This window comes from Escherichia sp. F1, assembly GCF_046764225.1.
GTDB lineage: Bacteria > Pseudomonadota > Gammaproteobacteria > Enterobacterales > Enterobacteriaceae > Escherichia > Escherichia coli.
The window spans coordinates 4,692,543-4,716,553 of the sequence record NZ_CP177202.1 but is presented as its reverse complement, the minus strand read 5'-3'; the positions used below and the strand labels follow the sequence as shown (position 1 = coordinate 4,716,553).

Sequence of the window (24,011 nt, the reverse complement as noted above, 5' to 3'; positions counted from 1 at the left end):
TTGCTCCTTTAGAGATGAGTAGTGCCAAATGCGGCATTCCAGTCGTGTTCGAACTTCTCTATAGCTGACTCTACCGCAGGGGTGTTGAGCATTTGTTGCGCTACATCTAAGGGCAGGGTGATGGATTCACATCCTGCCAGTAAACAGTCCAGCGCCTGACGCGGCGTTTTAAAGCTGGCTGCCAGCACCATGCTTTCTGGCGCGTGCATTTCTAACAGTGCTTGCAGCTCCTGAACCGTACGAATGCCGTCTCCGCCCTGGGCGTCGACGCGGTTAACATACGGAGCAACGTATTTTGCCCCTGCCAGTGCGGCTAATAACCCTTGTGCGGCGCTATATACAGCGGTGCCAAGTGTAGTAATACCCTCTTTTTTCAGTATTTTAATTGCTGCCAGACCTTCGGAAGTCACTGGGATTTTCACCACAATACCCGGAATGGCGTCGCGCAGGCGCTTCGCTTCTTCCACCATTCCCTGCGCATCACGGCTCATGGTCTGAGCAAACAGAATGCCCTCATCACCAATCGCTTTTTGCAGACGCGGCAGCACTTCCCAGATGGACTCCTTGCTGGCAGCGATAATGCTCGGGTTAGTTGTCACCCCGGCAATTGGGAATATGCGTGCCAGACGTTCGACTTCTGCGACGTTAGCGGTGTCCAGATACAGTTCCATGATGTTTCCTTTTACAGTTCCAGTTCATGTTGCAGCAGGCTGGCGATAGCGTCGGCAGAGGCGGCGTTAACCAGCGCGTTACGGAATTCTTCGTGCATGATGCGGCGAGCGAGGCGCGAGAAAATGCGCATGTGCTGATCGCCCGCAGCGTGTTTGTTCAGCGTTAACATAATGATGAATTGCGCTTCATCATCGCCCCAGCGCACCGGCGCTTGCAGACGCGCTACGCTGATGGTGGATTGCTCAATATGTTCCGATTTGCTGTGGGGAATGGCAAAACTAAAGCCCAGACCGGTAGAGAAAACGGCCTCGCGCGCCCACAAGTCGGCTTCCAGTTTACGCGGATAGCGGCAGCGGCCCGCCAGCAGCAGGTTATCGGTCATGCCTTTGAGTACTTCTTCTTTGCTGCGCCAGTCGCTTTCCAGTGTGATGCACTCGGCGGTGACCAGCGGTGCGTCTTGTTGTGTCATGCGGAATTGTGCCAGCAGGTGTTCCACTTCCAGCGAAGTACGGCAGGCCATTGCCTGGTTGAGCAACTGGCGGCATTCGCGGCTATCAAGTTGCGCCATCCGCGCTTTCGCCGCCGGAATTGATGGTGCGCTCATGCTCAGCTCATCCAGCCCTAAACCGACCAGCAATGGCAGCACGGAACCTTTCGCTCCCAGTTCACCGCACAGACCAATCCATTTGCCCTGGCGATGCACCGCCTGCACGGCGTAATCGAGCGCCCGCAAGAATGCTGGATTCAGGCTGTTATAGTGACGAGTAACCTTAGCGTTATCGCGATCCACTGCCAGCAGATATTGCGTCAGGTCATTACTACCAATACTAAAGAAATCAATCTCTTCACAGCATTGATCGATGATGAACATCACCGACGGCACTTCCAGCATGATGCCGAGCTGGATCTTCTCATCAAACGGAATGTGTTCGTTACGCAGTTGCTGTTTGGCTTCCGCCAGTTTTTCTTTCACCCATAAGATCTCTTCCATTGAAGAGATCATCGGGATCATGATTTTCAGGCTGCCGTGAGCGGAGGCACGGAGAATCGACCGTAGTTGTGTGGTAAATAACGACGCGTACTCTTCATAAATACGCACGGCGCGATAACCGAGGAACGGGTTTGCCTCTGCGGGAATGTTCAGATAATCAACGGGTTTGTCACCGCCAATGTCCATAGTGCGCACAATAATGCTGCGCCCGTTGGCGGACTCCAGCGCCTGACAAAAAATGTTATACAACTCGCTTTCGCCCGGTGCGCTGGTGCGATCCATATAGAGCATTTCAGTGCGGAACAAACCAACGCCTTCCGCACCATTGCCGAATGCGGCCTGCGCTTCCACGGAGTGAGCGATGTTAGCGGCAATTTCAATGCGGATACCGTCAGCGGTACGGGCTTGTTGGGTCAGCCAGACACGCTGTTGCTCACGAAGGGCGTCCTGTACGCGGGCTTCCTGCTGATAATAACGAGCTACGGCTTCCCCTGGCTCAACCACAATCGCCCCAGCGTTGCCGTCGATATAAATCGTTTGATGCTGCCACGGAGTGAGGGCATCAATATCCACACCAACCAGTGTCGGAATGTTGAACGAACGGGCAAGGATCACCGTATGTGAGGTGGTGCCGCCGCTTTTGAGCAACAATCCTTTGAGGTGATTTTTATCCAGTTCGAGGAACTGGCTGGGGGTCAGTTCATCAGCCATACAAATGGCGGGCTGCGTCAGTTTGCCCGGTGCCGGGAAGCGTTGCTCACCGTAGATTTGCTGGAGTAACTGGAAGCAGACGTCGCGTACGTCCAGAGCACGTTCTTGCAGGTAGCTGCTGCTGGAACGGGCGAACTCTTCACAAAAGTGATTCGCGCTGGTAACAATTGCTTCGGCGCAGCTTAATCCGGCGCTGACGCCTGCCAGTAAATGTTCGCGCAGGGAAGTATCGCCAGCCAGGGAGCGGTGCGCTTCCAGAATCGCGCTGGTGGCACCGTCACTATCCAGCAGACGAAACTCAATGTTTTTCAGTACCAGCGTCAGGCCGTTTTCCAGCGCGGATTGCTCGGCGTCAACGCCTTTGGCAGCAGGAAGATTACCCAGCGCATTGAGATCTAAAGAAGAGATCGGCGTCAGAATGCCGCCTGCGCTACCGCTGCACACGGTGCGGGCGCGGATAATTCGCGGATTCAGATTGGTCAGTGAAACCGGCAGTGGTTCCAGTTCGTCAGATTTTACTTCCGCCAGCGGTGCGTCGCAGTGGGGGAATTCATCGCGCAGCCATTGGCTTAAACGCTGGTGCGCTTCCTGTTCGTCGGCCCCGGAAATCAGTAACTGGCAGTTATCGCCCACCAGCGTATCGGTGCCAATCAGCGCAAGGGCGCTTTTGGCGTTGCCCTTGCGGTCAGTGCGCAGGTTATGCCACTCAATTTGTGATGAAAAAGTATTACACAGCGTTTCAACGTGGCTTGCCGGACGCGCATGTACGCCGTTAGGTAGCTCACAAATAAATTCCACAATCAGGGCCATTGCCTTTCTCCCGGTACGGTTTTCTGTTTACAGGATAAGAGCGCACGGCAACGGCCTGCCATGTGACAAATCTGCCAAAAGCTGGACAAATGTAATGTAACCGTCAATTTGCGACGCGTCTCACAAGACGCCGTTTTGCGGCGTACTTCCGGATTATCGCAAGTTATGAGGCGGATCGCATTTTTGTACTGATATTACAAAAGTCCAGTAAATGGCCTTTTTATCCACTGTTTGCTCCGCCTGCGATTGCCTATTGTTTCTTCCATCAAAAATATGGACATGGGCTTTCGCAAGCCCGGGAGCAGCTTATGAATGAGTTGGTGCAGATCCTGAAAAATACCCGTCAGCATTTAATGACGGGCGTTTCACACATGATTCCCTTCGTGGTATCGGGCGGTATTTTGCTGGCGGTTTCCGTCATGTTGTATGGCAAAGGCGCAGTGCCGGATGCCGTCGCCGATCCGAATCTGAAAAAACTGTTTGATATCGGCGTTGCAGGTTTGACGCTGATGGTGCCTTTCCTCGCCGCTTACATCGGTTATTCCATTGCAGAACGCTCTGCGCTGGCCCCGTGCGCTATCGGTGCCTGGGTCGGTAACAGCTTTGGTGCGGGTTTTTTTGGTGCGCTGATCGCCGGGATTATCGGCGGCATCGTGGTGCATTACCTGAAGAAAATTCCGGTGCATAAAGTTCTGCGCTCGGTGATGCCAATCTTCATTATTCCTATCGTCGGCACACTGATTACCGCTGGCGTCATGATGTGGGGGCTGGGCGAGCCGGTGGGGGCGTTGACCAACAGCCTGACCCAGTGGCTTCAGGGGATGCAGCAGGGCAGCATTGTTATGCTGGCGGTGATCATGGGCCTGATGCTGGCGTTCGATATGGGCGGTCCGGTTAACAAAGTGGCCTATGCCTTCATGCTGATTTGCGTTGCTCAGGGTGTTTATACCGTGGTGGCCATTGCTGCCGTGGGTATTTGTATTCCGCCGCTGGGGATGGGGCTGGCGACGCTGATTGGTCGTAAAAATTTCTCCGCAGAAGAGCGCGAAACCGGTAAAGCGGCGCTGGTGATGGGGTGCGTTGGGGTTACTGAAGGGGCGATTCCTTTCGCCGCTGCCGATCCGCTGCGTGTTATTCCTTCCATCATGGTCGGTTCAGTTTGTGGTGCGGTAACTGCGGCACTGGTCGGTGCACAGTGCTATGCAGGCTGGGGTGGTCTGATTGTGCTGCCGGTGGTTGAAGGCAAGCTGGGTTATATCGCAGCAGTGGCTGTCGGAGCAGTGGTGACGGCAGTCTGCGTGAACGTGCTGAAAAGTCTGGCGCGTAAAAATGGGTCTTCGACTGATGAAAAAGAAGACGACCTGGATTTGGATTTTGAAATTAATTAATTGAGGAACGAGCCATGACGAAAATTATTGCAGTAACCGCGTGTCCATCTGGTGTTGCCCATACCTATATGGCGGCAGAGGCGCTGGAAAGTGCCGCGAAAGCGAAAGGCTGGGAAGTGAAAGTAGAAACCCAGGGGTCAATTGGTCTGGAAAATGAACTGACAGCGGAAGACGTGGCGAGCGCCGATATGGTGATTCTGACCAAAGATATCGGCATCAAGTTTGAAGAGCGTTTTGCTGGCAAGACCATCGTGCGCGTCAACATCAGCGACGCGGTAAAACGCGCTGATGCCATTATGAGCAAAATTGAAGCTCACCTGGCACAAACCGTTTAAGTTCTTATCCCGCCCGTAAGGGCGGGTTCGCTTTCCCACAGGAGTTCCTCATGACGAATCGTATCTCTCGCCTCAAAACTGCACTGTTTGCCAATACCCGTGAAATCTCGCTGGAGCGTGCGCTGCTTTATACCGCCAGCCATCGGCAAACCGAAGGCGAACCGGTGATATTGCGCCGGGCGAAAGCAACAGCGTATATCCTTGAACATGTTGAAATTTCGATTCGTGATGAAGAACTGATTGCCGGTAACCGCACCGTAAAACCGCGCGCCGGGATTATGTCGCCGGAAATGGACCCTTACTGGCTGCTGAAAGAGCTGGATCAATTCCCGACGCGTCCGCAGGACCGCTTTGCTATCAGCGAAGAAGATAAACGTATCTACCGTGAAGAGTTGTTCCCGTACTGGGAAAAACGTTCGATGAAAGATTTCATTAACGGGCAGATGACGGATGAAGTAAAAGCCGCGACCAGCACGCAGATTTTCAGCATCAACCAGACGGATAAAGGCCAGGGGCACATTATTATTGATTACCCGCGCCTGCTGAATCACGGGCTGGGTGAGCTGGTAGCGCAGATGCAGCAACATTGTCAGCAACAGCCGGAGAATCACTTTTATCAGGCAGCGCTGTTACTGCTCGAAGCCTCGCAGAAACACATTTTGCGTTACGCCGAACTGGCGGAAACGATGGCGGCAAGCTGCACTGATGCCCAGCGTCGCGAAGAACTGCTGACTATTGCGGAGATCTCCCGCCATAACGCCGAACATAAGCCGCAGACGTTCTGGCAGGCGTGCCAGTTATTCTGGTACATGAACATCATTCTGCAATACGAATCCAACGCCAGTTCACTATCGTTGGGGCGCTTCGACCAGTATATGTTGCCGTTCTATCAGGCATCATTAACCCAGGGCGAAGATCCGGCGTTCCTGAAAGAACTGCTCGAATCTTTATGGGTGAAATGCAACGACATCGTGCTGTTGCGCTCCACCAGTAGCGCGCGTTATTTCGCCGGTTTCCCGACCGGCTATACCGCACTGCTCGGCGGGTTAACCGAGAACGGACGTAGCGCGGTGAACGTGCTTTCGTTCCTTTGCCTTGACGCTTATCAAAGCGTGCAATTACCGCAACCGAACCTCGGCGTGCGCACTAACGCCTTGATCGACACGCCGTTCCTGATGAAAACCGCAGAAACCATTCGCCTCGGCACCGGTATTCCGCAAATCTTTAACGATGAAGTGGTGGTGCCAGCGTTCCTCAACCGTGGCGTTTCGCTGGAAGATGCACGCGACTATTCCGTAGTGGGCTGTGTGGAATTATCTATTCCCGGCAGAACCTACGGCTTGCATGACATCGCGATGTTTAATCTGCTGAAAGTGATGGAAATCTGCCTGCATGAAAATGAAGGCAATGCTGCGCTGACTTATGAAGGTTTACTGGAGCAGATCCGCGCCAAGATCAGCCACTACATCACCCTGATGGTTGAGGGCAGCAATATTTGCGATATCGGTCACCGTGACTGGGCACCTGTACCGCTGCTCTCATCGTTTATCAGCGATTGTCTGGAAAAAGGCCGCGATATTACCGATGGCGGTGCGCGTTATAACTTCTCCGGCGTACAGGGGATCGGTATCGCCAACCTGAGCGATTCTCTCCATGCGTTGAAAGGTATGGTTTTTGAGCAACAGCGTTTAAGTTTTGACGAATTGCTGTCGGTATTAAAAGCCAACTTCGCAACGCCAGAAGGCGAAAAAGTCCGTGCTCGCTTAATTAACCGCTTCGAGAAATACGGTAACGATATCGACGAGGTGGATAACATCAGCGCCGAACTGTTACGCCACTACTGCAAAGAAGTGGAAAAATACCAGAACCCGCGCGGCGGCTACTTCACGCCGGGATCGTATACCGTTTCTGCTCACGTCCCGTTGGGATCGGTGGTTGGCGCGACGCCAGACGGTCGTTTTGCCGGGGAACAACTGGCAGACGGCGGCTTGTCACCTATGCTGGGTCAGGACGCACAAGGGCCAACGGCGGTACTGAAGTCAGTCAGTAAGCTCGATAATACGCTGCTGTCTAACGGTACGTTGCTGAACGTGAAATTCACTCCGGCGACCCTGGAAGGTGAAGCGGGATTACGCAAACTGGCCGACTTCTTACGGGCATTTACCCAGCTTAAGTTACAACACATTCAGTTTAACGTGGTGAACGCCGACACGTTGCGGGAAGCGCAACAGCGCCCACAAGATTATGCCGGGCTGGTGGTGCGCGTTGCCGGATACAGCGCCTTCTTTGTCGAATTGTCGAAGGAGATCCAGGATGACATCATCTGCCGGACAGCGCATCAGCTGTAACGTTGTGGAAACGCGCCGCAATGATGTGGCGCGCATTTTCAACATTCAGCGTTATTCACTGAATGACGGCGAGGGCATTCGTACGGTGGTCTTTTTTAAAGGCTGTCCGCATCTTTGCCCGTGGTGTGCTAATCCGGAGTCGATCTCCGGCAAAATCCAGACGGTACGCAGAGAGGCGAAATGTCTGCACTGTGCGAAATGTTTGCGTGATGCGGATGAATGCCCCTCCGGGGCGTTTGAACGGATTGGCCGCGATATCAGCCTTGACGCGCTGGAACGGGAAGTGATGAAAGATGACATTTTCTTTCGCACGTCCGGCGGCGGCGTCACGCTTTCTGGCGGCGAAGTGTTAATGCAGGCGGAGTTTGCTACCCGTTTTTTACAGCGGCTGCGGTTGTGGGGTGTGTCATGTGCCATTGAAACTGCCGGAGACGCGCCAGCCAGCAAGCTGTTACCGCTGGCGAAATTGTGCGATGAAGTGTTGTTCGATTTAAAAATTATGGACGCGACTCAGGCGCGGGATGTGGTGAAGATGAACCTGCCACGCGTGCTGGAGAATCTGCGTTTGCTGGTGAGTGAGGGCGTCAACGTGATCCCGCGTTTACCGCTGATCCCTGGTTTTACGCTCAGCCGGGAGAATATGCAGCAGGCGCTGGACGTGCTGATCCCGCTGAATATCAGGCAGATCCATCTGTTACCGTTTCATCAGTACGGCGAACCGAAATACCGCCTGCTGGGGAAAACATGGTCGATGAAAGAGGTGCCTGCGCCGTCGTCAGCTGATGTGGCAACGATGCGCGAAATGGCAGAACAGGCCGGATTTCAGGTTACCGTGGGAGGTTAAAATGGCATACCTGGTGGCAGTAACCGCCTGCGTAAGCGGCGTGGCGCATACTTATATGGCGGCGGAACGGCTGGAAAAGTTGTGCCTGTTAGAGAAGTGGGGCGTCAGCATTGAAACTCAGGGCGCGCTGGGAACGGAGAATCGTTTAGCGGACGAGGATATCCGCCGGGCGGATGTTGCGCTGTTAATTACGGATATCGAGCTTGCCGGTGCTGAGCGATTTGAACATTGCCGCTGTGTGCAATGCAGCATCTACGCTTTCCTTCGTGAGCCGCAGCGGGTGATGAGCGCGGTACGCAAAGTGCTTTCTGCGCCGCAGCAAACCCATCTCATTCTGGAGTAGTCGGTTTTTCTGTCAGTTGGCTGTGGTACTGCCGACGATATTCCGACGGTGAGCGTTCGGTATTTTTACGAAACAGACGGCAGAAGTAGTTGCTGTCGACAAAGCCGCAGGCGTGCGCCACTTCTTTTACCTTCAGGTCATAGCCTTTCAATAACGTCTTAGCGTGCTCCAGTCGCGTGTGATTCAGGTATTCGTTAAAACCAATGGCCCCCGTTTTTTGAAACAGGTGCGAGAGGTAATTTGGCGAAATATAGAATGCCTGTGCGACAGATTCGCGGGTAAGCGCGGAGGCATAGCGTTCGTCGATATAATCACGAATAGCTTCGAACAGTGCCTGGCTGCGTGAGGCGGTCTGGATTTGGCTGCCAAGCAAATCGCGGCAGTGGCTAAGCAGGCTGGCGACGATAAGCCTTGCCGTTTGCTGCTCCTGCGACTGCATTTGCATTTCATTGAGCGTTTGTAGCAGAAAAGAGCCTATGCGTGGGCCGCGTCGGGCGACGTGTTGCTTCGCCAGATTTTGATATTGTTTACCATCCCATTGCACGACGCTGAAGCCGAGTTGCTGTTTGCCAAACAGCACGCTAAAGGTAGTGGCGGGGGCTTGCCATTGTGGAAAATTCCAGCCACCAGCGGGAACGTACAGCACATCGCCGGGAACTAACGTTGCTCCAGCGCCGGTATCAACAAACTCACCTTCCAGCACAATTTCCAGTCGTGGAAAATCGACCTGATACGCAAGATCGGGCACCGGGCCGTTACTGCTGGCAAAGTAAATCTGGCGCAGGGACAGCGGGCCGTTGATCAGGCGGGAGAGCAGATAGCTGACGTCGTGATACATGTTATTCCCTTAGGTATGTAGACGGGAAAACAGTAACTGGCATTATTAAAAAAGGCCACCTGAAAAGTGTGGCCTGAGGGGAGTTCGATGTAAACATTGCGACAGTATCGCATCCGGCAAATAGCGCCAGACGCGATACAAAGGTCATTTACTGATTACCTACCTGGTCGCCATACGGCAGCGTGTCGTAATCGATCAGCGCGTTTTTCTTGTACGGGTTACCAATCCAGCGGGTAGTTTCTTTGAACTGCGGATTCACCACTGAACGGGTTGGGTCGTAACCGTCGTAAGATAAGCCCGCCAAATCTGACCAGGTGTGGATCAGTTCCGCCAGGCTGTATTTACGATCAACATCCTGTGAGAAATCACGCGGATGAGTCGCTTGCCATTTTTCCGACGTCCACAGCAGGAACGGAATGGTGTACATATGACGCGTCGGGTTGTCTTCGTTACGCCCCTGAGTTTTGTGCGGCGGCGTGTCGTAAACCTCTTCACCGTGGTCAGAGAAGTAAACCAGGAAACCGTTCGGGTCTGCTGCTTTAAAGTCTTTAATCAGGCTGGCAACCACATGATCGTTATACAAGTTAGCGTTGTCATAATCGTTATATGACTCCAGTTCTTCTGCGCTTAATCCCGGCGGAACATGATCGGTATTGCCATCAAACTTGCCCTGATTTTCCGGGTAGCGGTATTTGTATTTGATATGCGTACCCAGCAGATGAACGATGATCAGTTTCTTCGGCGCAGGGTCATTCAGCACTTCCTGGAACGGCTTCAGCACGTTGGTGTCGTATTCACGCGCACTCTGTGTACGTTGCTGGTTCATGTAGTACTGCTTGTCGGTCTGGCGCGAAAATACCGTCAGCATGGTATTGCGGGCGGTCATCGTCTGCTGGTTGGTGATCCAGAAGGTTTTATAACCCGCCTGTTTCATCATGTTCATTAGCGACGGCTGCGTCAGATACAGATCCGGGTTCTTTTCATTGGCAAAGGTCAGCGCCTGTTGCAGGATTTCAATGGTGTACGGACGAGACGTCACCACGTTATTAAACACGGTCAGATTCGGATCGGTTTTATGCAGCGCATCCAGCTCCGGCGTGGTTTCACGCGGATAACCGTACAGACTCATGCGTCCACGCTGGGTCGACTCGCCAATCACCAGCACTAAGGTGCGCGGTTCGTTACCTGATTCGTCTTTGAAATTAGCCAGTGGCGGCAATGCATTATTTTCATTCAGTAGCTTTGTTAGCGAGTTTAGTTGCTGACGATACTGATAATAGCCGGTCAGGAATTGCCACGGTGCGGCAGGCTCCATACGCGATGCCAGGTTATCCAACGTTTTCTCAAATGGCTTGTTTTTGATAAACGTATTCATGGCGATCGGATGCAGAATCAAGCCATAAAGTAGGGCAAAAGAGACAACATAACGCCACGGCTTTGGAATATAGACCGGGCGCAGGCGTGTCCACAGCAGAACTGCCACCGCCGTATAGGCCAGCGCGATAAGCACAATTTTCAGGCTGAAATACTGGCTTAAATACTCGCTGGCTTCGTTGGTGTTGGTTTCGAACATCACAAACAGAACGCTCTGCGAGAACTCCTGACCGTAGATGACGTAGTAGCACAGCGCCGCCAGAGAGGCCGCCCATAGCACCACGCCGATTACTGCGGCAATAATTTTAATCCGCTTCGGAAAGAGGAATACCGGGATCAACCACAGCGAACTGAATAACAGCGAGTCGCGAATGCCATTAGTGCCACTATAACCACTGATGTAAATAATGGCCTGTAGCAGAGTAGAGAAAAACCAAAAGTAGAGCAGTGCCCAACCCAGGGCTTTCCAGCTAAAAAGGGGTTTAGCCTGGACTTCTGTGGAATGCATAGTAAGAACCTGTCTTGAAAAAAATATCGCCGAATGTAACGACAATTCCTTAAGGATATCTGAAGGGATATCCAGAATTTGAATAAAATGCAGACAGAAATATATTGAAAACGAGGGTGTTAGAACAGAAGTATTTCAGAAAACCCTCGCGCAAAAGCACGAGGGGTTGCAGGAGAGGAAGATTAGCCGGTATTACGCATACCTGCCGCAATCCCGGCAATAGTGACCATTAACGCCTGCTCGACGCGAGGATCCGGTTCCTGGCCTTCTTTTTCTGCCTGGCGGGAGCGGTGCAGCAACTCGGCTTGCAATACGTTCAGCGGGTCGGTGTAAATATTCCGTAGCTGAATAGACTCTGCAATCCACGGCAGATCGGCCATCAGATGGGAATCGTTGGCAATCGCCAGCACCACTTTGATGTCTTCTTCTTGCAGATTGCGTAACTCTTTACCTAACGGCCACAGTGTTTTGTCTACCAGGCGTTGGTCATAGTATTCCGCCAGCCACAGATCTGCTTTGGCGAAGACCATCTCCAGCATACCGAGACGCGTCGAGAAGAATGGCCAATCGCGGCACATAGCCTCCAGCTCGCTCTGTTTGCCATCTTCGACCACTTTTTGCAGCGCCGTACCTGCACCCAGCCAGGCGGGGAGCATCAGGCGGTTTTGTGTCCAGGCAAAAATCCACGGAATAGCGCGCAGTGACTCAACGCCACCGGTCGGGCGACGTTTGGCCGGACGTGAACCCAACGGCAGTTTGCCCAGTTCCTGTTCCGGCGTAGCGGAGCGGAAGTAAGGCACAAAATCTTTGTTTTCACGTACGTAGCCACGGTAGAGATCGCAGGAGATGACTGACAGTTCATCCATAATGCGACGCCAGCTCTCTTTCGGCTCAGGTGGTGGCAGCAGGTTGGCTTCCAGAATCGCCCCGGTGTACAGCGACAGGCTGCTGACGGTGATTTCTGGCAGACCATATTTAAAGCGGATCATCTCGCCCTGTTCAGTCACGCGCAGGCCACCTTTCAGGCTTCCTGGCGGTTGTGACAGCAGCGCCGCATGAGCAGGTGCGCCGCCACGACCAATGGAACCGCCGCGACCGTGGAACAACGTCAGCTCAATACCCGCTTTTTCGCAGGTTTTGATTAATGCATCCTGTGCCTGATATTGCGCCCAGGAAGCTGCCATCACGCCCGCATCTTTTGCTGAGTCGGAATAGCCAATCATCACCATCTGTTTGCCCTGAATCAGGCCGCGATACCAGTCGATATTGAGCAGCTGGGTCATGACATCGTTGGCGTTGTTCAGGTCATCGAGGGTTTCAAACAGCGGAGCCACCGGCATTGCAAAGCCGATACCCGCTTCTTTCAGCAGCAGGTGGACAGCCAGCACGTCGGACGGCGTTTTCGCCATCGAGATCACGTAGGCGGCAATGGAGCCTTGCGGCGCTTCGGCAATCACCTGGCAGGTATCGAGCACTTCGCGCGTTTCGGCGCTTGGTTGCCAGTTGCGCGGCAGAAGCGGACGTTTGGAGTTCAGTTCGCGGATCAGGAACGCCTGTTTGTCGGCCTCTGACCAGCTTTCGTAGTCGCCGATACCGAGGTAGCGGGTCAGCTCGCCCAGCGCTTCGGTATGACGTGTGCTCTCCTGACGGATATCAATACGGACCAGCGGTACGCCGAAACATTTCACGCGGCGCAGGGTGTCGAGCAGATCGCCGTTGGCGATAATACCCATGCCACACGCCTGAAGTGACTGGTAGCAAGCGTAGAGCGGTTCCCACAGTTCTTCGTTTTGTGTCAGCAGACCTTCTGGTTTTGGCAGTTCTTCGCCTTTCAGGCGCGCTTCCAGCCATGCCTGTGTCGCCATCAGGCGAGAACGCAGGTTTTTCATCAGATAGCGATACGGCTCTGCGGCACCTTCTTCGCCGACCAGCGCCAGCAGTTCAGGGGTCGCTTCAACCATCGACAGTTCAGAAACCAGAACCTGAATATCTTTCAGGAACAAATCGGTGGCTTTCCAGCGGCTGAGTAGCAGGACGTGGCGGGTGATATCGGCAGTGACGTTTGGGTTGCCGTCGCGGTCACCGCCCATCCACGAGGTAAAACGCACCGGAACAAATTCGACGGGCAGTTTGTAGCCGAGATTCTCTTCCAGTTGTTCGTTCAGTTCGCGCAGGTAATTCGGTACGCCTTGCCACAGGCTGTTTTCTACTACGGCAAAGCCCCATTTGGCTTCATCTACCGGGCTTGGACGCAGCTTACGGATTTCATCGGTATGCCATGACTGGGCGATCAACTGGCGCAGGCGACGCATCAGCTGGTTGTGTTCGTAGTCAGCGATATCTTTGTTATCGAGCTGTTTTAAGCAGGCGTTCACTTCCACCATTTTGTGGATCAGTGTACGACGGGTAATTTCGGTTGGGTGAGCCGTGAGGACCAGTTCCAGCGACAGCGATTCCACTGCTTTTTTGATGGTGTCTTCGCTCAGTTCCGGCTGGTTTTTCAGTTTGCGCAGGGTGCGGGCGATCACTTCCGGGTTGCTGGCAGCTTCGCCTTTCGGCGAAATGCTGTGGTATTGCTCGGCGGTGTTGGCCAGGTTCAGAAACTGACTAAACGCACGCGCAACGGGCAGCAGCTCGTCGTTCGACAAATTTTGTAAGGTGGTGAGCAACTCCTGGCGGTTAGCCTCATTGCCAGCGCGTGAAGATTTGGACAACTTACGGATAGTTTCTACGCGTTCAAGAATGTGTTCTCCTAACGCATCCTTGATGGTTTCTCCCAGCACTTTGCCGAGCATACTGACATTACTACGCAATGCGGAATATTGTTCGTTCATATTACCCCAGACACCCCATCTTATCGTTTGATAGCCCTGTATCCTTCACGTCGCATTGGCGCGAATATGCTCGGGCTTTGCTTTTCGTCGTCTTTTATAAAGCCACGTAAAAGCGGTGACGTCAAATGCTGCGAAATCGCTTCAGCAAACGAATAAATAGCAGGAATTTACGCCATTAAATTCACGACGCTTTAAATAAGCGTAACTTATGGGAATGTTAAAAAATCGCCTCGAGTAACACCAAAGAGTTATGAGTTGTAGTTACCATTTGGGCATCATTTGAGATTGCTGACAAACTCGCTTACGGGTCAGTATGGGCACGGTTTTCCCCTCACCCTAACCCTCTCCCCGAAGGGGCGAGGGGACTGTCCGTGCGCTTGCATGGCTTTGTCATCAGCCTGATTTGCTTTTTTAATGCCAGCAAAAATGGTGAATTACCTGGGTGATCAGCTCACGGGTGGGCTTGATAAACCGCGTCTCCAGATATTCATCAGGCTGATGAGCCTGATTAATTGAGCCAGGGCCCAGAACCAGCGTCGGGCATAACGTTTGAATAAACGGCGCTTCGGTACAGTAATTCACCACTTCGGTCTTTGCTCCGAGCAATTTCTCAACCACTTCAACCAGTTGATGATTCGGTGGGCATTCATAGCCAGGGATCGGCGGATGCAGCTCGTCGACCGTCAGACGACCCGGCCAGCGTTCGCTCACCGGAGCCAATGCATCGTTGAGCAAACCATTAAGTTCATTGAGTGTCATGCCAGGTAGCGGACGAATATCCATATGCAACTCACAGCAAGCGCAAATACGGTTAGAAGCGTCGCCACCGTGAATATGCCCGAGGTTGAGCGTAGGGTATGGCACGGTAAATGCTTCGTAGTGATAACGTTCTTTCAGGTTATCGCGCAATTGCAAAATATGCCCGATGGCGTCGTGCATTAGTTCGATAGCGTTAACTCCGCGTGCTGGATCGCTGGAGTGCCCCGACTGGCCCTGAATACGGATGGCGTTAGAGATATGACCTTTATGTGCGCGTACCGGTTGTAGTGACGTCGGTTCGCCAATGATGGCGCAATCCGGGCGCAGGGCGGTAGTTTCGGCAAAATAACGCGCTCCTGCCATACTGGTTTCTTCATCGGCAGTCGCCAGAATGTAGAGCGGTTTTTTCAGTTTCGTGACGTCGACATCGCGTAGCGCATCAAGGATAAACGCAAAAAAGCCTTTCATGTCGGCGGTGCCTAAGCCGTAAAGCTTGCCGTCATGCTCCGTCAGTGTAAACGGATCGCGCGTCCAGCGTCCGTCATCAAATGGCACCGTATCGGTATGCCCCGCCAGCAACAAACCGCCAGCCCCCTGTCCGGTACTTGCCAGCATATTAAATTTGTTGCGAGTTCCTGGCACAGGCTGCACTTCCACATTGAAGCCTAAATCTTTAAACCAGTCCGCCAGCAGAGTGATTAAATCTGCATTGCTTTGATCGAGTGCCTCTTCCGTGGCGCTTATTGAAGGTGTGGCAATCAGAGCACGGTAAATCTCGATAAATGGCGGTAATTTGTTTTTCATTGTTGACACACCTCTGGTCATGATAGTATCAATATTCATGCAGTATTTATGAATAAAAATACACTAACGTTGAGCGTAATAAAACCCACCAGCCGTAAGGTGAATGTTTTACGTTTAACCTGGCAACCAGACATAAGAAGGTGAATAGCCCCGATGTTGAATACGCTGATTGTGGGTGCCAGCGGCTACGCTGGCGCAGAGCTAGTGACCTATGTAAATCGCCATCCGCATATGAACATAACCGCTTTGACTGTTTCAGCGCAAAGCAATGATGCGGGAAAGTTAATCTCCGATTTGCATCCGCAGCTAAAAGGCATCGTTGATCTGCCGTTGCAGCCGATGTCGGATATCAGCGAGTTTAGCCCAGGGGTGGACGTGGTGTTTCTCGCCACCGCCCATGAAGTTAGCCACGATTTAGCGCCGCAATTTCTTGAAGCGGGCTGCGTGGTGTTCGACCTTTCCGGCGCGTTTCGTGTTAACGACGCCACCTTCTATGAAAAATATTACGGCTTTACCCATCAGTATCCGGAACTGCTGGAACAGGCAGCCTACGGTCTGGCCGAGTGGTGCGGTAATAAATTAAAAGAAGCGAACTTGATTGCCGTGCCAGGCTGTTATCCGACGGCGGCACAGCTGGCGCTGAAACCGTTGATTGATGCCGATCTTCTTGACCTCAATCAGTGGCCGGTGATCAACGCCACCAGCGGCGTGAGCGGTGCAGGACGTAAGGCAGCGATTTCAAATAGTTTTTGTGAAGTTAGCCTGCAACCGTATGGCGTCTTTACTCATCGCCATCAACCAGAGATCGCCACACACCTCGGTGCTGACGTTATCTTCACCCCACATCTGGGCAATTTCCCGCGCGGCATTCTCGAAACCATTACCTGCCGCCTGAAATCGGGTGTGACCCAGGCGCAAGTCGCGCAAGCGTTACAGCAGGCGTATGCCCATAAACCGCTGGTGCGGCTGTATGACAAAGGCGTTCCGGCGCTGAAAAATGTCGTTGGGCTGCCATTTTGCGATATCGGGTTTGCCGTTCAGGGCGAGCATTTGATCATTGTGGCGACCGAAGACAACTTACTGAAAGGCGCGGCGGCACAAGCGGTACAGTGCGCCAATATTCGTTTCGGCTATGCGGAAACGCAGTCTCTTATTTAAGGGTGCAATGATGAATCCATTAATTATCAAACTGGGCGGCGTACTGCTGGATAGTGAAGAGGCGCTGGAACGTCTGTTTAGCGCACTGGTGAATTATCGTGAGTCACATCAGCGTCCGCTGGTGATTGTGCACGGCGGCGGTTGCGTGGTGGATGAGCTGATGAAAGGGCTGAATCTGCCGGTGAAAAAGAAAAATGGCCTGCGGGTGACGCCAGCGGATCAGATAAACATTATCACCGGAGCACTGGCGGGAACGGCAAATAAAACCCTGCTGGCATGGGCGAAGAAACATCAGATTGCGTCCGTAGGTTTGTTTCTCGGTGACGGCGACAGCGTCAAAGTGATCCAGCTTGATGAAGAGTTAGGCCATGTTGGACTGGCGCAGCCAGGTTCGCCTAAGCTTATCAACACGTTGCTGGAGAACGGTTATCTGCCGGTGGTCAGCTCCATTGGCGTAACAGACGAAGGGCAACTGATGAACGTCAATGCCGATCAGGCGGCAACGGCGCTGGCGGCAACGCTGGGCGCGGATCTGATTTTGCTCTCCGACGTCAGCGGCATTCTCGACGGCAAAGGGCAACGCATTGCCGAAATGACTGCCGCGAAAGCAGAACAACTGATTGAGCAGGGCATTATTACTGACGGCATGATAGTGAAAGTGAACGCGGCGCTGGATGCTGCGCGCACGTTGGGCCGTCCGGTAGATATCGCTTCCTGGCGTCATGCGGAACAACTTCCGGCACTGTTTAACGGTATGCCGATGGGTACGCGGATTTTAGCTTAAGTTTTGTTGGCCGGAGGCGCAGCTTTCCGGCATTGAATTTCAAAATAAGGAAACAGAGTTATGGCACTTTGGGGCGGGCGTTTTACCCAGGCAGCAGATCAACGGTTCAAACAATTCAACGACTCACTGCGTTTTGATTACCGTCTGGCGGAGCAGGATATTGTTGGCTCTGTGGCCTGGTCCAAAGCCCTGGTAACGGTCGGTGTGTTGACCGCAGAAGAACAGGCGCAACTGGAAGAGGCGCTGAACGTGCTGCTGGAAGATGTTCGCGCCAGGCCACAACAAATCCTTGAAAGCGACGCCGAAGATATCCATAGCTGGGTGGAAGGCAAACTGATCGACAAAGTGGGTCAGTTAGGCAAAAAACTGCACACCGGGCGTAGCCGTAATGATCAGGTAGCGACTGACCTGAAACTGTGGTGCAAAGATACCGTTAGCGAGTTGCTGACGGCTAACCGGCAGCTGCAATCGGCGCTGGTGGAAACCGCACAAAACAATCAGGACGCGGTGATGCCAGGTTACACTCACCTGCAACGCGCCCAGCCGGTGACGTTCGCGCACTGGTGCCTGGCCTATGTTGAGATGTTGGCGCGTGATGAAAGCCGCTTGCAGGATGCACTTAAGCGTCTGGATGTCAGCCCGCTAGGCTGTGGCGCGCTGGCGGGAACGGCCTATGAAATCGACCGTGAACAATTAGCAGGCTGGCTGGGATTTGCCTCAGCGACCCGTAACAGTCTCGACAGCGTTTCTGACCGTGACCACGTGCTGGAACTGCTGTCTGCTGCCGCTATCGGCATGGTGCATCTGTCGCGTTTTGCTGAAGATCTGATTTTCTTTAACACCGGCGAAGCGGGGTTTGTCGAGCTTTCTGACCGCGTGACTTCTGGTTCATCATTGATGCCGCAGAAGAAAAACCCGGATGCGCTGGAGCTGATTCGCGGTAAATGCGGTCGTGTGCAGGGCGCGTTAACCGGCATGATGATGACGCTGAAAGGTTTGCCGCTGGCTTACAACAAAGATATGCAGGAAGACAAAGAAGGTCTGTTCGACGCGCTCGATACCTGGCTGGACTGCCTGCATATGGCGGCGCTGGTGCTGGACGGCATTCAGGTGAAACGTCCGCGTTGCCAGGAAGCGGCTCAGCAGGGTTACGCCAACGCCACTGAACTGGCGGATTACCTGGTGGCGAAAGGCGTACCGTTCCGCGAGGCGCACCATATTGTTGGTGAAGCGGTGGTGGAAGCCATTCGTCAGGGCAAACCGCTGGAAGAACTACCGCTCAGTGAGTTGCAGAAATTCAGTCAGGTGATTGGCGAAGATGTCTATCCGATTCTGTCGCTACAATCGTGCCTCGACAAGCGTGCGGCAAAAGGCGGTGTCTCACCGCAGCAGGTGGCGCAGGCGATTGCTTTTGCGCAGGCGCGGTTGGGGTAAGAACATTTATATGTACAAATTTGAGCCTGGCTTATCGCCGGGCTTTTTTATGGCAAAAAAAAGCGGATCCTGGAGATCCGCAAAAGTTCACGTTGGCTTTAGTTATTCGAGTTGAGAAACTCTCGAAACGGGCAGTGACTTCAAGGGTTAAAAGAGGTGCCGCTCCGTTTCTGTGAGCAATTATCAGTCAGAATGCTTGATAGGGATAATCGTTCGTTGCTATGCTACCTATCGCCGCGAACTATCGTGGCAATGGAGGATGGATAATGAATATTCGTGATCTTGAGTACCTGGTGGCATTGGCCGAACACCGCCATTTTCGGCGTGCGGCAGATTCCTGCCACGTTAGCCAGCCGACGCTTAGCGGGCAAATTCGTAAGCTGGAAGATGAGTTGGGCGTGATGTTGCTGGAGCGGACCAGCCGTAAAGTGTTGTTCACCCAGGCGGGAATGCTGCTGGTGGATCAGGCGCGTACCGTGCTGCGTGAGGTGAAAGTCCTTAAAGAGATGGCAAGCCAGCAGGGCGAGACGATGTCCGGACCGCTGCATATTGGTTTGATTCCCACGGTTGGACCGTACCTGCTACCGCATATTATCCCGATGCTGCACCAGACCTTTCCAAAGCTGGAAATGTATCTGCATGAAGCACAGACCCACCAGTTACTGGCGCAACTGGACAGTGGCAAACTTGACTGCGTGATCCTCGCGCTGGTGAAAGAGAGCGAAGCATTCATTGAAGTGCCATTGTTTGATGAACCAATGCTGCTGGCTATCTATGAAGATCACCCGTGGGCGAACCGCGAATGCGTACCGATGGCCGATCTGGCAGGGGAAAAACTGCTGATGCTGGAAGATGGTCACTGTTTGCGCGATCAGGCAATGGGTTTCTGCTTTGAAGCCGGGGCGGATGAAGATACACACTTCCGCGCGACCAGCCTGGAAACTCTGCGCAACATGGTGGCGGCAGGTAGCGGGATCACTTTACTGCCTGCGCTGGCTGTGCCGCCGGAGCGCAAACGCGATGGGGTTGTTTATTTGCCGTGTATTAAGCCGGAACCACGCCGCACTATTGGCCTGGTTTATCGTCCGGGCTCACCGCTGCGCAGCCGCTATGAGCAGCTGGCAGAGGCCATCCGCGCAAGAATGGATGGCCATTTCGATAAAGTGTTAAAACAGGCGGTTTAAACCGTTTAACGCAGCTACCCGATAGGCTTCCGCCATCGTCGGGTAGTTAAAGGTGGTGTTGACGAAGTACTCAATAGTGTTGCCGCCACCTTTCTGTTCCATAATCGCCTGACCGATATGAATAATTTCGGCAGCACGCTCACCAAAGCAATGAATGCCCAGAATCTCTTTTGTTTCCCGATGGAACAAAATTTTCAGTGTGCCCACGTTCATGCCGACGATTTGTGCACGTGCCAGATGTTTGAACTGGGCGCGGCCCACTTCATATGGCACTTTCATCGCGGTCAGCTGCTGTTCGGTTTTGCCCACAGAGCTGATTTCCGGGATGGTGTAAATGCCGGTAGGGATATCTTCAATCAGATGTGCGGTGGCTTCACCTTTCACCAGCGCCTGCGCGGCAATGCGCCCCTGGTCATAGGCCGCCGACGCCAGGCTCGGATAGCCAATCACGTCGCCCACCGCGTAAACGTGCGGCTGCGCGGTCTGATACATGCTGTTGACCTTCAGCTGTCCGCGACTGTCAGTTTCCAGCCCAATGTTCTGTAACGCCAGCGAATCGGTATTACCCGTGCGACCGTTGGCATAGAGCAGACAGTCAGCTTTCAGTTTTTTTCCCGACTTCAGATGCATGATCACACCGTCGTCACAGCCTTCGATCTTCTCGTACTCTTCGTTGTGACGAATCACTACGCCACTGTTCCAGAAGTGATAGGAGAGAGAATCTGACATCTCTTGATCGAGAAATGCCAGCAGGCGATCGCGGGTGTTGATCAGATCCACTTTTACATCCATACCGCGGAAGATCGACGCATATTCACAGCCGATCACTCCAGCACCATAGATAAGTACATGGCGCGGTTCGTGGTGCATGCTAAGAATTGAGTCGCTGTCGTAAATGCGTGGATGGGTGAAATCAACATCTGTTGGATGATATGGACGAGAGCCGCAGGCAATAACAAATTTTTCAGCGGTTAGTGTTTCGACGCTGCCGTCCGGGCAATCCAGCGCCAGCGTATGCTCGTCAACAAAGCGAGCGTTTCCCTGCAATATTTCACAGTGATTACGTTCGTAAAATCCCTGACGCATGCGCGTTTGTTGATTAATCACGTTATCGGCATGGTTAAGGATATCGGCAAAAGAAGAGCGGAGCAGTCGGGAATGGTCGCTGTATAGTGGGTTTTGATTGAATTCTATAATGCGGCTGACGGCGTGACGGAGGGCTTTCGACGGGATGGTGCCCCAGTGGGTGCAACCGCCGCCAACATTTTGATAACGCTCGATCACTGCGACGCGCGCACCTTGCTTAACCAGGCCCATTGCAGCGCCTTCGCCGCCGGGGCCGGAACCTATTACTATGGCATCGTAATCGTAGGAATGAGGCATGGTAGGGCTTACCTGTTCTTATACATAAAAGCAACAGAATGGTAACATTTTATCGCGGGTAAGCCAATTGATCCCCGTCATTTATCTGGCTATATCGTGAGCGGCCTTTGCTTTGTCTGTTTCTTACTTTTGCCCTGAACGTTTTATTGGATTTTTATCGACGATACTCTCCGTTTAAGCGGCAGGTTTCCGTTGTACGTAAAAGAACCGGCCAAAGAATTGCAGTAAATATGTTTTATTGCGTTACCGTTCATTCACAACACTGGAGCAATCCAGTATGTTCATTCTCTGGTATAGTGCCAGCAGTACTTTTGGCAAGGATTCAGACATCGTGATGGGCGTAAGAGCGCAACAAAAAGAAAAAACCCGCCGTTCGCTGGTGGAAGCCGCATTTAGCCAATTAAGTGCTGAACGCAGCTTCGCCAGCCTGAGTTTGCGTGAAGTGGCGCGTGAAGCGGGCATTGCTCCCACCTCTTTTTATCGGCATTTCCGCGACGTAGACGAACTGGGTCTGACCATGGTTGATGAGAGCGGTTTAATGCTACGCCAACTCATGCGTCAGGCGCGTCAGCGTATCGCCAAAGGCGGGAGTGTGATCCGCACCTCGGTCTCCACATTTATGGAGTTCATCGGTAATAATCCTAACGCCTTCCGGTTATTATTGCGGGAACGCTCCGGTACCTCCGCTGCGTTTCGTGCCGCCGTTGCGCGTGAAATTCAGCACTTCATTGCGGAACTTGCGGACTATCTGGAACTCGAAAACCATATGCCGCGTGCGTTTACTGAAGCGCAAGCCGAAGCCATGGTGACAATTGTCTTCAGCGCGGGGGCCGAGGCGTTGGATGTCGGCGTCGAACAACGTCGGCAATTAGAAGAGCGACTGGTACTGCAACTGCGAATGATTTCGAAAGGGGCTTATTACTGGTATCGCCGTGAACAAGAGAAAACCGCAATTATTCCGGGAAATGTGAAGGACGAGTAATGAAACAAGCAAATCAAGATAGAGGTACGCTGCTGCTGGCGTTGGTTGCTGGCTTATCGATTAATGGTACTTTCGCAGCGCTGTTTAGCTCCATTGTGCCATTTTCTGTATTCCCGATTATTTCCCTGGTGTTGACGGTTTACTGCCTGCATCAACGTTATCTTAATCGCACCATGCCGGTAGGCTTGCCGGGTCTGGCAGCTGCCTGTTTTATTCTCGGCGTACTGCTGTACAGCACGGTAGTTCGTGCGGAATATCCGGATATCGGCTCTAACTTCTTCCCGGCAGTACTCTCCGTCATTATGGTGTTCTGGATTGGCGCGAAGATGCGTAACCGTAAGCAGGAAGTTGCTGAGTAATCGGTATCATGCCGGATGCTGGCGCATCCGGCATGGGTTTTACTTCGCGGTCAGTAATACGCCGCACTCCATATGGTGCGTGTAGGGGAACTGATCAAACAGAGCCAGACGTTCGACCTTGTGCGTCTGACTTAATGTTTCCAGATTCTTGCATAACGTTTCCGGATTGCAGGAGATATACAGAATACGTGGATACGCCTGCACCATTTTCTCGGTTTCACCGTCCAGACCGCTGCGTGGTGGGTCGACAAAAATGGTTTCGCACTGATAACTCTTTAAATCGATCCCTTGCAGGCGGTTAAACTCGCGTACGCCATTCATCGCCTGAGTAAATTCTTCTGCCGCCATACGAATAATTTGTACGTTATCAATATGGTTAGCGGCAATGTTGTATTGCGCGGCAGCGACCGACGGCTTAGCGATTTCGGTGGCTAATACCCGATCAAAATTGCGCGCCAGTGCTAATGAAAAGTTACCGTTGCCGCAGTACAGCTCCAGTAAATCGCCTTTTGAGCCTTTGGTTACGTCCAGCGCCCATTCCAGCATCTGAATATTCATCGCCGCGTTCGGCTGGGTAAAGCTGTTTTCTACCTGACGGTAGATCATCTCTTTCCCTGCGACTGGCAGACGTTCATCGATGTAATCTTGATCCAGCTCGATTTTGGTTTTCGTTGCCCGACCAATCAGATGCACATTCAGATTCTGCGCTCGCAGTGCATCGCGCAGGGCTTCCGCTTCCTGACGCCACTCATCATCCAGCTTCTTATGGTACAGCAGGGAAACCACCGCCTGATTACTCAGCGTGGTGAGGTAATCAATCTGGAACAACTTGTGGCGCAGAACGGGATTATTACGCACACCCGCAATCATCGCCGTCATCAACTGGTTGATAAGTTCACTGGCGGCGGGGAAGCTATCCACGCGGATGCGGCTTTTGGTTTGTTGATCGAAAATGATGTGATACAGGTCATCGCCATCGTGCCAGATGCGGAACTCCGCACGCATCCGGTAATGACTGACCGGCGAGCGAAACACTTCCGGAACCAGGTTAGAAAACGGTGCCATCATACTTTGCAAACGTACCACTTTTTCGGCTAACTGCGCTTCATACTGTTCTGTTGGAAGGTGTTCGGGGGTCATGATGTATCCTGAAAAATTAAAGTACGCG

Annotated in this window: 19 protein-coding genes; 11 read left to right on the top strand and 8 right to left on the bottom strand. The window is 52.9% G+C overall.

What is annotated here, in order from left to right:
• Positions 1 to 8 precede the first annotated feature (8 nt).
• Entirely contained in the window at positions 9 to 671 is a 663-nt protein-coding gene (fsa, locus tag ACK8NJ_RS22565) for a fructose-6-phosphate aldolase (RefSeq protein ID WP_000424838.1), read from the bottom strand.
• A gap of 11 nt (positions 672 to 682) precedes the next feature.
• Positions 683 to 3,184: a phosphoenolpyruvate--protein phosphotransferase gene (gene ptsP / locus ACK8NJ_RS22560; RefSeq protein ID WP_411961995.1), complete on the bottom strand. Its 2,502-nt coding sequence runs from the start codon at positions 3,182 to 3,184 to the stop codon at positions 683 to 685.
• A gap of 308 nt (positions 3,185 to 3,492) precedes the next feature.
• On the opposite strand from ptsP, the gene ACK8NJ_RS22555 reads away from it, so the two are divergent.
• From ACK8NJ_RS22555 to ACK8NJ_RS22535, 5 genes are read left to right on the top strand one after another with little or no spacing between them, the layout of a single operon-like run.
• A complete protein-coding gene (locus tag ACK8NJ_RS22555; protein WP_001004463.1) occupies positions 3,493 to 4,572 on the top strand; it encodes a PTS fructose transporter subunit EIIC in 1,080 nt (359 codons plus the stop codon).
• A 14-nt stretch (positions 4,573 to 4,586) separates the two neighbouring features.
• Positions 4,587 to 4,907 (top strand): PTS fructose-like transporter subunit IIB, encoded by a 321-nt coding sequence (locus ACK8NJ_RS22550; RefSeq protein WP_001521843.1) that lies wholly within the window; start codon positions 4,587 to 4,589, stop codon positions 4,905 to 4,907.
• A gap of 50 nt (positions 4,908 to 4,957) precedes the next feature.
• Positions 4,958 to 7,255 carry a formate C-acetyltransferase gene (locus ACK8NJ_RS22545; protein WP_411961994.1) on the top strand — a complete coding sequence of 766 codons (2,298 nt, stop codon included), beginning with the start codon at positions 4,958 to 4,960 and terminating at the stop codon, positions 7,253 to 7,255.
• Positions 7,221 to 8,099: a [formate-C-acetyltransferase]-activating enzyme gene (locus ACK8NJ_RS22540; RefSeq protein WP_000204142.1), complete on the top strand. Its 879-nt coding sequence runs from the start codon at positions 7,221 to 7,223 to the stop codon at positions 8,097 to 8,099. The genes ACK8NJ_RS22545 and ACK8NJ_RS22540 overlap by 35 nt, the downstream gene beginning before the upstream one ends.
• Position 8,100: 1 nt before the next feature.
• Complete coding sequence (locus tag ACK8NJ_RS22535) at positions 8,101 to 8,442, top strand: PTS fructose-like transporter subunit IIB (protein ID WP_000323842.1); 342 nt, start codon at positions 8,101 to 8,103, stop codon at positions 8,440 to 8,442.
• Here the strand turns inward: ACK8NJ_RS22535 and ACK8NJ_RS22530 are convergent.
• The 4 genes from ACK8NJ_RS22530 to argE form a co-directional block, all read right to left on the bottom strand.
• Entirely contained in the window at positions 8,429 to 9,280 is an 852-nt protein-coding gene (locus ACK8NJ_RS22530; protein WP_000274639.1) for an AraC family transcriptional regulator, read from the bottom strand. The two genes, ACK8NJ_RS22535 and ACK8NJ_RS22530, sit on opposite strands and share 14 nt — an antisense overlap.
• Before the next feature lie 148 nt (positions 9,281 to 9,428).
• Positions 9,429 to 11,162: a phosphoethanolamine transferase CptA gene (locus ACK8NJ_RS22525; RefSeq protein ID WP_000556307.1), complete on the bottom strand. Its 1,734-nt coding sequence runs from the start codon at positions 11,160 to 11,162 to the stop codon at positions 9,429 to 9,431.
• 182 nt (positions 11,163 to 11,344) lie between these two features.
• Positions 11,345 to 13,996 carry a phosphoenolpyruvate carboxylase gene (gene ppc, locus ACK8NJ_RS22520; protein WP_411961993.1) on the bottom strand — a complete coding sequence of 884 codons (2,652 nt, stop codon included), beginning with the start codon at positions 13,994 to 13,996 and terminating at the stop codon, positions 11,345 to 11,347.
• Between the two features lie 411 nt (positions 13,997 to 14,407).
• Positions 14,408 to 15,559 carry an acetylornithine deacetylase gene (argE, locus tag ACK8NJ_RS22515; RefSeq protein WP_001306635.1) on the bottom strand — a complete coding sequence of 384 codons (1,152 nt, stop codon included), beginning with the start codon at positions 15,557 to 15,559 and terminating at the stop codon, positions 14,408 to 14,410.
• A 153-nt stretch (positions 15,560 to 15,712) separates the two neighbouring features.
• Here argE and argC point away from each other — a divergent pair, with 153 nt between their 5' ends.
• From argC to oxyR, 4 genes are all read left to right on the top strand, one after another.
• Positions 15,713 to 16,717: an N-acetyl-gamma-glutamyl-phosphate reductase gene (argC, locus tag ACK8NJ_RS22510; protein ID WP_000935367.1), complete on the top strand. Its 1,005-nt coding sequence runs from the start codon at positions 15,713 to 15,715 to the stop codon at positions 16,715 to 16,717.
• A gap of 7 nt (positions 16,718 to 16,724) precedes the next feature.
• The gene (gene argB / locus ACK8NJ_RS22505) at positions 16,725 to 17,501 is read left to right on the top strand and encodes an acetylglutamate kinase (RefSeq protein WP_001306634.1); all 777 of its coding nucleotides are present in this window, start codon (positions 16,725 to 16,727) and stop codon (positions 17,499 to 17,501) included.
• 60 nt (positions 17,502 to 17,561) lie between these two features.
• Entirely contained in the window at positions 17,562 to 18,935 is a 1,374-nt protein-coding gene (argH, locus tag ACK8NJ_RS22500) for an argininosuccinate lyase (protein WP_001230093.1), read from the top strand.
• Positions 18,936 to 19,201: 266 nt separating this feature from the next.
• The gene (gene oxyR / locus ACK8NJ_RS22495; RefSeq protein WP_001025939.1) at positions 19,202 to 20,119 is read left to right on the top strand and encodes a DNA-binding transcriptional regulator OxyR; all 918 of its coding nucleotides are present in this window, start codon (positions 19,202 to 19,204) and stop codon (positions 20,117 to 20,119) included.
• Here oxyR and sthA read toward each other — a convergent pair.
• A complete protein-coding gene (gene sthA / locus ACK8NJ_RS22490; protein ID WP_001120810.1) occupies positions 20,102 to 21,502 on the bottom strand; it encodes a Si-specific NAD(P)(+) transhydrogenase in 1,401 nt (466 codons plus the stop codon). The two genes, oxyR and sthA, sit on opposite strands and share 18 nt — an antisense overlap.
• Before the next feature lie 331 nt (positions 21,503 to 21,833).
• Between sthA and fabR the strand changes: the two genes are divergently transcribed.
• Both fabR and ACK8NJ_RS22480 read left to right on the top strand, forming a co-directional pair.
• Positions 21,834 to 22,484, top strand: a complete 651-nt coding sequence (gene fabR, locus ACK8NJ_RS22485) for an HTH-type transcriptional repressor FabR (protein ID WP_001309117.1) — start codon at positions 21,834 to 21,836, stop codon at positions 22,482 to 22,484.
• Positions 22,484 to 22,843, top strand: coding sequence for a YijD family membrane protein (locus tag ACK8NJ_RS22480; RefSeq protein ID WP_000806411.1), 360 nt, complete (start codon positions 22,484 to 22,486; stop codon positions 22,841 to 22,843). Before fabR ends, ACK8NJ_RS22480 begins: the two co-directional genes overlap by 1 nt.
• Before the next feature lie 39 nt (positions 22,844 to 22,882).
• Here ACK8NJ_RS22480 and trmA read toward each other — a convergent pair whose 3' ends face one another.
• Complete coding sequence (trmA, locus tag ACK8NJ_RS22475) at positions 22,883 to 23,983, bottom strand: tRNA (uridine(54)-C5)-methyltransferase TrmA (RefSeq protein WP_000187046.1); 1,101 nt, start codon at positions 23,981 to 23,983, stop codon at positions 22,883 to 22,885.
• Positions 23,984 to 24,011: the final 28 nt, after the last annotated feature.

Coding starts and splice junctions, on each gene's coding strand:
- fsa (WP_000424838.1), bottom strand. CDS start 671: ATGGAACTGTATCTGGACACCGCTAACGTCGCAGAAGTCGAACGTCTG.
- ptsP (WP_411961995.1), bottom strand. CDS start 3,184: ATGGCCCTGATTGTGGAATTTATTTGTGAGCTACCTAACGGCGTACAT.
- ACK8NJ_RS22555 (WP_001004463.1), top strand. CDS start 3,493: ATGAATGAGTTGGTGCAGATCCTGAAAAATACCCGTCAGCATTTAATG.
- ACK8NJ_RS22550 (WP_001521843.1), top strand. CDS start 4,587: ATGACGAAAATTATTGCAGTAACCGCGTGTCCATCTGGTGTTGCCCAT.
- ACK8NJ_RS22545 (WP_411961994.1), top strand. CDS start 4,958: ATGACGAATCGTATCTCTCGCCTCAAAACTGCACTGTTTGCCAATACC.
- ACK8NJ_RS22540 (WP_000204142.1), top strand. CDS start 7,221: ATGACATCATCTGCCGGACAGCGCATCAGCTGTAACGTTGTGGAAACG.
- ACK8NJ_RS22535 (WP_000323842.1), top strand. CDS start 8,101: ATGGCATACCTGGTGGCAGTAACCGCCTGCGTAAGCGGCGTGGCGCAT.
- ACK8NJ_RS22530 (WP_000274639.1), bottom strand. CDS start 9,280: ATGTATCACGACGTCAGCTATCTGCTCTCCCGCCTGATCAACGGCCCG.
- ACK8NJ_RS22525 (WP_000556307.1), bottom strand. CDS start 11,162: ATGCATTCCACAGAAGTCCAGGCTAAACCCCTTTTTAGCTGGAAAGCC.
- ppc (WP_411961993.1), bottom strand. CDS start 13,996: ATGAACGAACAATATTCCGCATTGCGTAGTAATGTCAGTATGCTCGGC.
- argE (WP_001306635.1), bottom strand. CDS start 15,559: ATGAAAAACAAATTACCGCCATTTATCGAGATTTACCGTGCTCTGATT.
- argC (WP_000935367.1), top strand. CDS start 15,713: ATGTTGAATACGCTGATTGTGGGTGCCAGCGGCTACGCTGGCGCAGAG.
- argB (WP_001306634.1), top strand. CDS start 16,725: ATGATGAATCCATTAATTATCAAACTGGGCGGCGTACTGCTGGATAGT.
- argH (WP_001230093.1), top strand. CDS start 17,562: ATGGCACTTTGGGGCGGGCGTTTTACCCAGGCAGCAGATCAACGGTTC.
- oxyR (WP_001025939.1), top strand. CDS start 19,202: ATGAATATTCGTGATCTTGAGTACCTGGTGGCATTGGCCGAACACCGC.
- sthA (WP_001120810.1), bottom strand. CDS start 21,502: ATGCCTCATTCCTACGATTACGATGCCATAGTAATAGGTTCCGGCCCC.
- ACK8NJ_RS22480 (WP_000806411.1), top strand. CDS start 22,484: ATGAAACAAGCAAATCAAGATAGAGGTACGCTGCTGCTGGCGTTGGTT.
- trmA (WP_000187046.1), bottom strand. CDS start 23,983: ATGACCCCCGAACACCTTCCAACAGAACAGTATGAAGCGCAGTTAGCC.